The organism is Thalassospira sp. SN3W (assembly GCF_038070535.1).
In the GTDB taxonomy this organism is placed as follows: domain Bacteria; phylum Pseudomonadota; class Alphaproteobacteria; order Rhodospirillales; family Thalassospiraceae; genus Thalassospira; species Thalassospira xiamenensis.
Window position 1 is genome coordinate 3,204,832 of the sequence record NZ_CP121124.1, and the last position, 11,517, is coordinate 3,216,348.

Genomic DNA, 11,517 nt, shown 5'->3' on the forward strand with positions numbered 1-11,517 from the left:
AGGACTGTGAGAAGGAAAATCATTTTGTCGATGCGATCTTGTTTGAAACTTGCAGGCGTTGCTGTGCTTGCATTGATGGTTGCGGCCTGTGACGAGCAGAAAGAAGCGCAACAGTCGGATGCCAGCGCACAGCAGCAACCGCAGGCAACGCCGGTTGGTACCGTGACACTTGAAGCGCAGACCGTTGGTCTGATCGAGGAAATGCCGGGTCGTACCGTTGCCTTCCGCAAGGCTGCCGTGCGCCCGCAGGTCGATGGTATCATCAAGGAACGCAACTTTACCGAAGGCGCGTTTGTTGAAGCCGGTCAGCAGCTTTATATGATTGATCAGGCCGTTTACATGGCGGAACTTGACGCGGCACAGGCGGAGCTTGCCAAGCAGCGCGCGACACTTGATCAGACGACCAAAACCCGCAAGCGATACGAAAGTCTTGTGAAAACCCAGGCGGTTTCCGAGCAGACCTTTGACGATGCGATTTCGGCAGAAGCCCAGGCAAAAGCCGCGGTTGCCGCCGCGCGTGCGCAGGTCGATCAGGCGCGGATCAATGTGGAATACACCACCGTAACCGCCCCGATTTCCGGCCAGATCAGTTCGTCTGATGTGACCGAAGGTGCGCTTGTGACCGCCAACCAGACCGAAGCACTGACCACGATCACCCAGCTTGACCCGATCTATGTTGATGTGACGCAGGCCGGTGGCCGGTTAATGAAGATCAAGCAGGCGATCCAGAACGGCCGCATTCAGGGTGTTGAAAACGGCAAGATCGAAGTTGCCCTGATCATTGATGCGACCGGTGTTGAATATCCCCATACCGGGACGTTGCAGTTTTCCGACGTATCGGTGAATGAAACCACCGGAACGATCCGTCTGCGCGCGGTTTTCCCGAACCCGGATGGTGTGTTGCTGCCGGGCATGTTCGTGCGTGGACAGGTGCGTCAGGGCAAGCTTGATGGGGCCTTCCTTGTGCCGCAGAAAGCCGTGATGCGCCGCCCGGATGGCACGGCATATGTTTACACCATCGGTGACGGCAAGGTCGTTTCCAAGGATATCCAGATCGAACAGTCGCAAGGCGAGAACTGGGTCGTGACAGACGGTGTTTCGGATGGCGAACAGCTGATCGTCGATGGCATTCAGCGTATCGCACCGGGGGCGCCGGTAACGGCGCAGCCTGTCGAGAATGCGAATGCTGGCCAGGGTACCGCCCAAGGTTCAGCCCAGTAAGCTGACGATTAAGGACGATTTCTAATGGCAAAGTTTTTTATTGATCGCCCCGTCTTCGCCTGGGTTGTGGCCCTGGTGATCATGCTGGCGGGGGGGCTGTCCATTTTGCAGCTGCCGATCGAGCAATATCCGTCGATTGCGCCGCCATCGGTGCAGATCGAGGCGACCTATCCGGGTGCTTCGGCGGAAACCGTTGAAAACACGGTGACGCAGGTCATCGAACAGGAAATGAACGGGCTGGATTACCTGCGCTATATGTCGTCGAACAGTAGTGCGACGGGGAGTGCATCCATCACCCTGACCTTTGAACCGGAAGCCGATCCCGATATCGCGCAGGTGCAGGTGCAGAACAAGTTGCAGGCCGCCATGTCGCGCCTGCCAAGCGAAGTTCAGCAGCAGGGCATCACGGTTTCGAAATCAAGCGGTTCGTTCCTGATGGTGGCGGGCTTTGTGTCGGCCGATGGTTCGATGAATGCCGAAGACCTTTCGGACTTTGTGGTATCGACCATCGAAGACCCGATTGCACGTGTGAACGGTGTCGGTTCGGTTCAGGTGTTTGGTGCGCAGCATGCGATGCGCATCTGGCTCGATCCGAACAAGCTGATTTCCTATAACCTGACGGTTTCCGATGTCAGTTCGGCAATCGAAGCGCAGAACACGGAAGTCACGGCCGGTCAGATCGGCGGTGCGCCATCCGTGCCGGGACAGCAGATCAACGCGACGATTACGGCGCAAAGCAAGCTTACGACCGTTGACGAATTCGCCAATATTCTGCTGCGTGTGAATACGGATGGTTCGCAGGTCCGTCTGGGCGATGTGGCGCGCATCGAGATCGGTGGCGAAAGTTACGAGGTCGTTGCGCGGTATAATGCACAGGCCGCTACCGGTATCGGTATCAACCTTGCAACCGGGGCCAATGCGCTTGACACCGCCGAGGCGGTGAAAGCCCGCCTTGAGGAGCTTAAACCTTTCTTCCCGCAGGGGATGGAAGTTGTTTATCCGTATGACACGACCCCGTTCGTCAAGGTTTCGATCGAGGAAGTGGTCCGGACCCTGTTTGAAGCCATCGCGCTTGTCTTCGTCGTGATGTTCGTGTTCCTGCAAAACTGGCGCGCGACCCTGATCCCGACGATTGCGGTGCCGGTGGTTCTGCTTGGTACGTTTGGCGTTCTGGCGGCGTTCGGATATTCGATCAACACGCTGACCATGTTTGGCATGGTGCTGGCGATTGGTCTTCTGGTCGATGACGCCATCGTTGTGGTCGAAAACGTCGAACGCGTGATGCATGAAGACGGCTTGCCGCCGCGTGAAGCAACGCGCAAATCCATGAGCCAGATTACCGGTGCGCTTGTCGGTATTGCGCTGGTTCTGTCGGCGGTGTTTGTGCCGATGGCGTTCTTTGCCGGGTCGACCGGGGCGATTTATCGCCAGTTTTCGATCACCATTGTTTCGGCGATGGTGCTGTCGGTGATCGTGGCGATTGTCCTGACACCGGCCCTTTGCGCGACCATGCTTAAGCCGTCCAAGGGCGATCCGCATGCCAAAAAGGGTTTCTTTGGCTGGTTCAACCGCGGGTTTGATAAAACCAACAATTTCTATCAGGGCAGTGTCGGCCATGTTGTGAACCGCAAATGGCGTTACCTGTTCGTTTATGGCATTCTTGTCGGGGCTTTGGCCTTCCTGTTCGTGCGTCTGCCGGGCTCGTTCCTGCCGGAAGAGGATCAGGGGATCATGTTCTCGATGGTTCAGCTGCCGGCCGGTGCCTCGCAGGAGCGGACGGTCGAGGTTCTCAAGAAGCTCGAAAAGCACTTCATGGAAGACGAGAAGGAAGTGGTGAACGGTATCTTTACCGTGGCTGGTTTCTCGTTTGCCGGGAGTGGTCAGAATGCGGGTATCGCCTTTGTGAACCTGAAAGACTGGTCGGAACGGACATCGCCCGGTCAGTCGGTTGAGGCGGTGATCGGGCGGGCCTATGGTGCCTTTGCCCAGATCCGCGAAGCGATGGTCTTTGCCTTTGCTCCGCCTGCGATTATCGAACTGGGCACGGCGAACGGCTTTGACATGCAGTTGGTGGACCGTGGCGGTGCGGGGCACGATGCCCTGATCGCGGCACGAAACCAGTTGCTTGGCATGGCGGCACAGGATCCGCGTCTGGTCGGGGTGCGTCCGAACGGCCTGAATGATACACCACAGTTCGACATCAATATCGATCAGGAAAAGGCCAGTGCGCTGGGTGTCAGTATTGCGGACATCAACCGCACGCTGGCAACTGCCTGGGGCTCAAGCTATGTCAACGACTTCATCGAGAAGGGCCGTGTCAAGCGCGTCTATATGCAGGCAGATGCGAAATACCGCATGATGCCCGAAGATATGGATCATTGGTATGTGCGCAACAGCCATGGTGAGATGGTGCCGATTTCGGCCTTCTCGACCACGCAGTGGACTTATGGCTCGCCACGACTGGAGCGCTTTAACGGTCTTTCGTCTGTCAATATTCAGGGGCAGGCGGCACCGGGCGTTGCATCGGGTGATGCGATGACGGCAATGCAGGAAATCGTTGCCAAGCTTCCGGGCGGCATCGGCCTTGAATGGCAGGGGCTTTCCTATGAGGAACGCGAAGCAGGCGAACAGGGCCCGGCCCTTTATGCCTTGTCGATGATCGTGGTCTTCCTGTGCCTTGCCGCACTTTATGAAAGCTGGGCCATTCCGGTTTCGGTGATGATGGTCGTGCCATTGGGCGTTTTGGGGGCCGTGATTGCAGCGCTGCTGCGCGGGCTTCCCGATGACGTTTACTTCCAGGTGGCGATCCTGACCACGATTGGTCTGTCGGCCAAGAACGCCATTCTGATCGTCGAGTTCGCGCGCGAACTTTATGATCAGGGGATGGGCCTGCTTGAAGCAACGGTCGAGGCCGCGCGCCAGCGTCTGCGTCCGATCATCATGACCTCGATGGCGTTCACGCTGGGCGTTCTGCCGCTTGCGATCAGTACCGGTGCCGGTGCGGGGGCGCGTATCGCGGTGGGGACCGGGGTGATGGGCGGCATGATTGCGGCCACGATCCTTGCGATCTTCTTCGTGCCGCTGTTCTTCGTGCTGATTGTTGGCACCTTCGCCAAAAGCCGTTCGAAACGCGGTGATGTGAAGGCCGCCCACGAACATCCGGCGGAATAAACCAAAAAGCAAAGCCGGTCTGAATTAACAGACCGGCTTTGTAGGCGCGCTCGCGACGGTTGCAGACTTGTCTGCGCAGTCCCCCGACCCCGCCGTTGCGCGTGCGTAAGAAGGGCTGGTGCATTGCACCGGCCCTTTTGTTTTGTCCCGACATGGTCATAAGGTCAAGCGGGTAATTTTCCCTACTCATTCGAATGGGTTTCAACTCTCAGGTGCTATTCCTTTGTGTTGGATAGGCAAATTGGCGATTTCTGTTTCACTGATCTTGGTTTTTTTCAAGCAATTTAATTGCTTTTGCGTGTGTTCAAGTTGCATTGACATCTAAAAGTTTAGTTCGATAAATCTTTATTAGGGACAGTCGTTTGATTTGCTTAACAGGGGCATACTTTTATGAATAAAGCAGTGTTACGTGGCACGACCGCGCTCGTTTTGATGTCTTTACTTGCCCTTGGGGGATGTAACAAAACGACCGGACAGACCGTTGGCTCCATCGTTGGGGTGGTTGGCGGAACGATACTTGGCGCACAATTCGGGAACGGCACTGGGCAGCTTGTTGCGACAGCGATTGGGGCAACAGCGGGTTATATGATTGGCGATTGGATCGGGGGAATGCTGGACCCGGCGGACGCCGAAGCCGTGCAGCAAAGAACCAATCAGACACTTAATGCCGGAAATGATGGCGAGGTGGTTACCTGGAACAACCCCGATACGGGGGCAAGTGCGGAAATTGTTCCGACCAACACCCGCCAGGTTGCAGCCAAGGTGGACGTGCAGCGCCCGAAAGTCGTGGCAAGCCCGGTTGGTATGACGATTGTCGGTGAAGAGCGTGTGGTCACCAAGGGGGCCAATGTGCGTTCCGCGCCTTCGACGGATTCTGATGTCCTGACAGGATTGCGGGCAGGAGACCGGATCAATGCGGTTGGTAGTGTTGCCAACGGTAACTGGTATCTGGTGGGGCGTGATGGCAAGGCCATTGGGTATGTGTATCACACGCTTCTGGCAGAGCCGAACGTGATCCCCGATATGCAGATGGCCGCAGCAGATACGGCACAAGATCCCGAAGCAGCGAAGGTCGCCGAGGAAAAGGTTGTAGAACGCGATAGCGATGTCATTGATCTTGACGCAGAGTTTGAGACCGAAACCCTTATCGTGCAGACGACCTGTCGCGATGTTTCCATGACAGTAAGTGACGGCAGCGAGAGCGAGCAGAAAAACTATTCTGCCTGCAAGTCGCCGGATGGTGTCTGGGAGCTGGGTTGATGGGATATCGGCGTTTTATTTTGGCACCGCTGATAATGTCAGCGGTGGCTTTGTCATTGCCGTTTGACGTTGAAGCGGCAGAAACGAAGCAGATCGCGCGGTCCTCGAAGCTTGGCATTGAGCTGTTTGGTGTGGGGGGTGATAATTGGTGCAAAGCGGATGCGCATTTGAAGCTTGCACGCAACGCCGACAGTCCTTTGGTCGATAAGGAAGAAACCCTTTTTCCGACAATCGCAAAGGTATTTGATGCGGAATGCCCGCAGATGGAAGTGGCCAGGGTCGAGGTAACCGACAGCGCCGGGACTCTGACACGCGATTTCCGTATTGCGAAGGCCAGTGGGTGGGCTATTGCACCTGAGGCTGCGGTGGGTGATCCCGCGCAAAAAACTGCGGAGGATGTGACGCCGAAAGACGATGTAGCGAAAGAAATAACCGAAGTACCGGAAGCGCCGCCAGCGCCGACTGTTGCAAAGCAGGAAAAGCCGGTTGTTGTTGAGAAGAAGCAACCAGATGTGAAGCCGGTTTCCTTGACGGCCGAGAATGTCTTTTGGCTTGCAGCGAAATATTACCCGGAAGCTTTAAATGATGATCGTGTGATTGATCAGTTCGCGTCACTGGAAAGTTGCGACGACTATCGGGGCGTCTGGAAGAACGAGTTTGACCTGAGAGATTGGCGAAAAAAGGTTAAACCGGAGGTGATTGCGAAATCAGATTCTGCATCAAATTTGTTCGAGTTTTCGTTCACCTTTGATGTTCGCCGTCAGTATGATTTTGAGACTTCGATGCTCGACATCGGCGGTTTTATTCCGTCGGAGAGGCAATATGAAGTCCGTTGTTTCTACGGAAGCGGTGATTTTGATGATAATGCAATTGGCGGTCGGGTTCATGTCAGTTTTGAAGGTCTGCCGGACAGTTTTAACCAAAAAATCTATTTGCCCGGAGATTTGGGGCGCAGTGCGGTAGATCGTTTGCAGGCGGTTGGCAATAGGGTGCGCATCACCTATTTGGCACAGCTTTCGGGTGTGGGTCTTAAAACAGGTTGGCCAAAACATTACGAACTCAAGGCTGAATTTATCGACGTTAAAATCTTTACTGGGGAACAGCTTGACTATCTGCTGGTCCATCATGATGAGGCCAAGTTTATTGCGGCGCGTGAACAGCATATGGCCGCAGTAAGGAAGGCCGCAGAAGAGCAGCGTCGGGCCGAGGAACAGCGTCTTGCTGCCCAGCGCAGCCATGAAGAAGAGCTGCGCCGTGTTCAGCAGGAACGCGAGGATGCACAAGCGCAAAAGCTTTATGACAGTCTTGCCGGTGACGGTGTCGTTCCGGCCAAGCTTGCGGCCCTGCATCACGATGGCAATCCGTCTTTTGACAATCCCTATGATATTGCCGCCACTGCATTTTCACGCGGGCGGAAATTCCCGGTTCGGGCTTTTGTGGAGGTCGGGGAGCGCGACAGTGTCGGTTATCGCGCCAAATGGCCATCGCGTGTCTATCTGACGGGGGAGGGGCTAGAAGAAGGTGATTGGTATTTTGTTTCCGGCATGGGGGACGGCCAGAAGATCGATGGCGCGCTTTATAGCGTTATATCAGTTGATAAGGCGACGAAATGTGATGGCCGGATTTGCATGAATAAAGAAGATGTTGCGGCTTATGTCCGGTCACAATATCCACAATGGTCAGGCGCAAGGGAATAGGTGTGGGTATGGAACAGAATAATAATCATATGTCCGAGCCTTCCCGAAAAGGTCGCAAAAAAGTCGGGCTGATTGCCGCGTTGGTTGCGATTGTGGTTCTTGTGGGGGGATATTTCGCCTTTCAAAGTCATATCGCGAATGAGGCAGAGATCGAGATCGCCCGGTTCCTTCGTGAAAACGAACTTGATCGCGACATCCGTTATCGTGAAATCGATGCGTCCCTCATTGGGCAGAGCGTGACTTTGTATAACCTGCGACTGAGTTTGCAGGGAACAGAGGGCACTGTTGGGGCATTAACTGTTTCGAACTATGATTTGGACGAACGTAGCGGCCAGTTGAGAAGTGTCGATCTTCTGCTGGAAGACGTTGATTTTCCGATTGCAGCAAGTCCGTTCGGACTATTTGGCGGACCGTCGCCGTTTCTGATCGGCATGGACGCTATGCGAGGCGATATTGGTATTGAGTATGAGTATGATATCGCCAAAGGTGACGTGTTGGCGGCCGTTGAGGTTTCGATGCCTGATTTACTTGATGGTGAGTTCGAAGTCAGTATCAGCCGTTTCACGGCGCCACCAGTGGAGCGTTTTTCTGCGCGTGGCTTTAATACAATGGGGCGGATGCTTGATGACATGGGGAAGGCCGATTTGAATTCGGTTTCTCTGCGTTTGACGGATCGGGGGCTTAAAGACCGGATTGCAGAATATGCCAGTGTGGAAAGTGGGGCTGCTCTTGATGGGGCAGCCTATCGCAAAGAGCTTTTCCATAAGCTGGATCATCAAATTTCGGAAAATCCACCCCAAAGTCGGTTCGAGAATGACATGGCTGAGGTGGCCAAATCAGTACTCGATGCTTCCGGGGGGACTTTAAAAGTTGCCTATGAACCGCAGTACCCGACACCGTTTGAAGATATTGGTTCGGCTGTATTCGAGGTTATGTTTGGTGGCTTTGGGGGGCTTGGAAAACAGGCGACCCGTAACCGTGATGCCTTGTCAGACATGATCGATCGCGATGTGTTGAAAATCGAGTTCGATAGCTGATTAAAAAAGGAAGCAGCCGTCAAAGGCTGCTTCCTTGAAGCAATCTGGGCTAAAAATCTATTTCCGCACCAACACCGCCAAAAGCCTATCCAGGAACTTTTCACAGCGCGCGAGTTGGTCGAGTTCGATGAATTCGTCGGGTTTGTGGGCCTGTTCGATGCTGCCGGGGCCGCAGACGACGGTGGGGATATCGCCCATCGCCGAGAATACACCGGCTTCGGTGCCGAAGCTGACCTTGCCGGTGGTGTTGGCCCCGGTCAGTTCCATGACCAGTTTTGTAACTTCCTCGTCATCGCCGGTGGCAAGGCCCGGCATGTCGGAGACGACTTCGATTTCGACCCCGACATCGTCATAGGTTTCGCGCATTTGTGGGATCAGGGTGTTGTCGAGATAATCGAAAATCAGGCCTTTGAGTTCGTTGCGATCATGATTGGGAAGATTGCGGAATTCGAAATCGACATAGCAATTCTGCGGGATGATGTTGAGCTGCGTGCCTCCATGGATAACCCCGCTGTGGAAGGTCGTGTGATTGGGCACGAATTCATCATCATGCGGGCCTTCATTGCGGAATTTTTGGCCAAGGCGGCGCAGGAACACCACGAATTCGGATGCGAATTCAACTGCATTGACACCTTCGCCCGGCAGCGACGAATGGCCCGACCGGCCGGTGAAATGCGCGCGGGCGGAATATTTGCCCTTGTGCTGGGTAATCACCTGCATGTTGGTGGGTTCGCCCACGATGCACATGGCGGGCTTGTGGGGCAGGGCGTTGATTGCCTCGACCAGGCTTGGCACGCCAAGGCAGCCGACTTCCTCGTCATAGGTGAAGGCCAGATGGATCGGCACGCGCAGATCAGCATTTTTGAAGGTTTCGGCCTTGGCCAGCAGACAGGCCAGGAAACCCTTCATATCGCAGGCCCCGCGGCCATAAAGTTTGTCGCCGCGGATATCGGTGGTGAACGGGTCGGATGCCCAGTTTTGGCCTTCGACCGGAACCACGTCGCTGTGGCCTGACAGGATCACGCCGCCATCGACCGCCGGGCCGATGGTGGCATACAGGTTGGCCTTGCTTCTGGTTTCGTCAAACACGACCGCGCACAGATAGCCCAGACCTTCAAGATAGCTTTGCGCCTGTTCGATCAGGGCAAGGTTCGGGGTCAGGCTGACACTTGGATGGCTGATCAGTTTGGCAAGCCAGTCAAGGGTTGCGGCAGACGGCATGGCGGTGGTGTTGGCGGCACTCATTCGACGAATTGTTCCTTAAGAATGCGTTCTTCCAGATTGTGTTCGGGATCGAACAGCAATTTGATTTTCATGTTGCTGTCTTCGCGGATGATCACGCGTGAGACATCGCGAACCTCGGTATAATCGGCCACGGCGGAAACCGGACGTTTTTGCGGATCCTGCACATCAAAAACGACTTCGGCCCCATGCGGCAGAAGCGCGCCGCGCCAGCGACGCGGGCGAAACGGGCTGATCGGGGTCAGGGCCATAAGGCCGCTTCCCATCGGCAGGATCGGACCGTGGGCCGACAGGTTATAGGCCGTACTTCCGGCCGGTGTGCAGACCAGTGCGCCATCGCACACCAGTTCGGCCAGCCGTTCGACCCCGTCGATCTTGATGCGCAGTTTTGCTGCCTGCCGGGTTTCGCGCAGAAGCGAGACTTCGTTGATCGCAAGCGCGCACATGCTTTCGCCCTGCATGGTGTGGGCTTCCATCTGAAGCGGGTGCAGTTGCACGGTCTGGGCCTCTGCAATGCGTTCGGGCAGGTCCATTTCACGGAATTCATTCATCAGAAATCCGACCGTGCCCCGGTTCATGCCATAGATCGGCACCTTGCGCCCCATATAGCGATGCAGGGTTTCCAGCATGAAGCCATCCCCGCCAAGTGCGACAATCACATCCGCCGTTTCCGGTGAGACATGGCCATAGCGATGCTTTAACCGGTACATCGCGTCCTGGGCAATTTTGGTGTCGGCGGCGACAAAGGCGATGGAATGAATATGCATCTGCTTTCCGATCGAATGCGATCCTGTCATCGCATGCCACCATAATCGTGTCAGGGTGGCGTTGGGCGTGGTTCCGGGCGTGGTTCTGAACGTTTCCGGTTTTATTTCTGGCCGGATATGGGGGCCGTATCACCGGCCCGCAATCCCGTAATAGAGACTGGTTTACATGTAATTGCAAGGGGCTGCATCATCGCACGCGCGGGGATCGCGCGGGGATACTGTGCGCAAGGTCACGTTGGGTTCGATGTGCTCTCATATTGACCTTGGGGCAAAAACAGGGGAACCTTGGGCAGCCTTATCGAACATGGCACAAGATATAAAAATCATGAGCAAACCGCCCTTTAGCATTACTGCCGCACTGGCCCGGATTTCCCATCCGGATGATCCGGTCGATGAGGGCACGATTGAAAATGCCATTGCCGACCATGCGCAAAATGCGCTGGCGACGACCCGACAACCCCGCAATCCGCAGGCAACCCGCAAGCTGATCCTTGATGCGGCGTTCTATGAAATCCGCATGGCCGGGTTTGCCGGGGCATCAATCAATCAGATACTGGAACGGACCGGCACGACCAAGGGAGCGCTTTATCATCATTTCCCCGGCAAGGCCAAACTTGCCCATGCCGTGATCGAGGAATGCCTGCCGCAATATATTGATGATGTGTGGCTGCGGCCGCTTGACGGGGCGGATGATATCCTGCCGGTGATGATGGGGCAGGTGGATTGCCTTGGTACCAAGGATGCGCCGAAACTGCTTGAAGGCGGTTGTCCGCTGGCACGGCTGGCGTCGGGGGCGGCGGAACTTGATGAAAATCTACGCAAGCGGATTGATGGGGTTTACCGATACTGGCGGCGCGGTCTGGCGCTGCATCTGGGCCATGGGCAGTTCAATAAAACCATCCGCACCGATATCGAACCGTCATCGGTTGCGGAATTCATCATTGCCGCCCTGCATGGCTTCCTGACCCGCCCGCCTGCCTTGCGCAACAGCGAAACCCATGGTGCGTTTGCGCGCGAATATGCGCGGTATCTTAATGGGTTGCGGCCCTAGCGTTTAAAGGTTGCGGTGGATGCTCAATCACTAATGCTTGTCATTACAACAAAAAATAACTGTTATTATAT

General features: G+C 55.5%; 8 protein-coding genes. 6 read left to right on the top strand and 2 right to left on the bottom strand.

Features of this window, described 5'->3' with window-relative positions; translation table 11 throughout:
• The first annotated feature begins 30 nt into the window (after window positions 1–30).
• From P8T57_RS14525 to P8T57_RS14545, 5 genes are all read left to right on the top strand, one after another.
• Entirely contained in the window at window positions 31–1,221 is a 1,191-nt protein-coding gene (locus P8T57_RS14525; protein ID WP_114094986.1) for an efflux RND transporter periplasmic adaptor subunit, read from the top strand.
• Between the two features lie 24 nt (window positions 1,222–1,245).
• Window positions 1,246–4,392: an efflux RND transporter permease subunit gene (locus P8T57_RS14530; protein WP_341363517.1), complete on the top strand. Its 3,147-nt coding sequence runs from the start codon at window positions 1,246–1,248 to the stop codon at window positions 4,390–4,392.
• A 390-nt stretch (window positions 4,393–4,782) separates the two neighbouring features.
• Window positions 4,783–5,652 (top strand): SH3 domain-containing protein, encoded by an 870-nt coding sequence (locus tag P8T57_RS14535; RefSeq protein ID WP_341363518.1) that lies wholly within the window; start codon window positions 4,783–4,785, stop codon window positions 5,650–5,652.
• On the top strand, window positions 5,652–7,349 hold the full coding sequence (locus P8T57_RS14540; protein ID WP_341363519.1) for a hypothetical protein: 1,698 nt from the start codon (window positions 5,652–5,654) through the stop codon (window positions 7,347–7,349). The genes P8T57_RS14535 and P8T57_RS14540 overlap by 1 nt, the downstream gene beginning before the upstream one ends.
• 8 nt (window positions 7,350–7,357) lie before the next feature.
• Window positions 7,358–8,386, top strand: a complete 1,029-nt coding sequence (locus P8T57_RS14545; RefSeq protein ID WP_341363520.1) for a hypothetical protein — start codon at window positions 7,358–7,360, stop codon at window positions 8,384–8,386.
• A 57-nt stretch (window positions 8,387–8,443) separates the two neighbouring features.
• Here the strand turns inward: P8T57_RS14545 and argE are convergent, their stop codons facing one another.
• Both argE and P8T57_RS14555 read right to left on the bottom strand, forming a co-directional pair.
• Entirely contained in the window at window positions 8,444–9,631 is a 1,188-nt protein-coding gene (argE, locus tag P8T57_RS14550) for an acetylornithine deacetylase (protein ID WP_341363521.1), read from the bottom strand.
• Entirely contained in the window at window positions 9,628–10,395 is a 768-nt protein-coding gene (locus P8T57_RS14555) for an NAD kinase (RefSeq protein ID WP_037992041.1), read from the bottom strand. The genes argE and P8T57_RS14555 overlap by 4 nt, the downstream gene beginning before the upstream one ends.
• Before the next feature lie 325 nt (window positions 10,396–10,720).
• Here P8T57_RS14555 and P8T57_RS14560 point away from each other — a divergent pair, with 325 nt between their 5' ends.
• Window positions 10,721–11,446 (top strand): TetR/AcrR family transcriptional regulator, encoded by a 726-nt coding sequence (locus P8T57_RS14560; protein ID WP_110252816.1) that lies wholly within the window; start codon window positions 10,721–10,723, stop codon window positions 11,444–11,446.
• Window positions 11,447–11,517: the final 71 nt, after the last annotated feature.

Coding starts and splice junctions, on each gene's coding strand:
- P8T57_RS14545 (WP_341363520.1), top strand. CDS start 7,358: ATGGAACAGAATAATAATCATATGTCCGAGCCTTCCCGAAAAGGTCGC.
- P8T57_RS14535 (WP_341363518.1), top strand. CDS start 4,783: ATGAATAAAGCAGTGTTACGTGGCACGACCGCGCTCGTTTTGATGTCT.
- argE (WP_341363521.1), bottom strand. CDS start 9,631: ATGAGTGCCGCCAACACCACCGCCATGCCGTCTGCCGCAACCCTTGAC.
- P8T57_RS14530 (WP_341363517.1), top strand. CDS start 1,246: ATGGCAAAGTTTTTTATTGATCGCCCCGTCTTCGCCTGGGTTGTGGCC.
- P8T57_RS14560 (WP_110252816.1), top strand. CDS start 10,721: ATGAGCAAACCGCCCTTTAGCATTACTGCCGCACTGGCCCGGATTTCC.
- P8T57_RS14525 (WP_114094986.1), top strand. CDS start 31: ATGCGATCTTGTTTGAAACTTGCAGGCGTTGCTGTGCTTGCATTGATG.
- P8T57_RS14540 (WP_341363519.1), top strand. CDS start 5,652: ATGGGATATCGGCGTTTTATTTTGGCACCGCTGATAATGTCAGCGGTG.
- P8T57_RS14555 (WP_037992041.1), bottom strand. CDS start 10,395: ATGCATATTCATTCCATCGCCTTTGTCGCCGCCGACACCAAAATTGCC.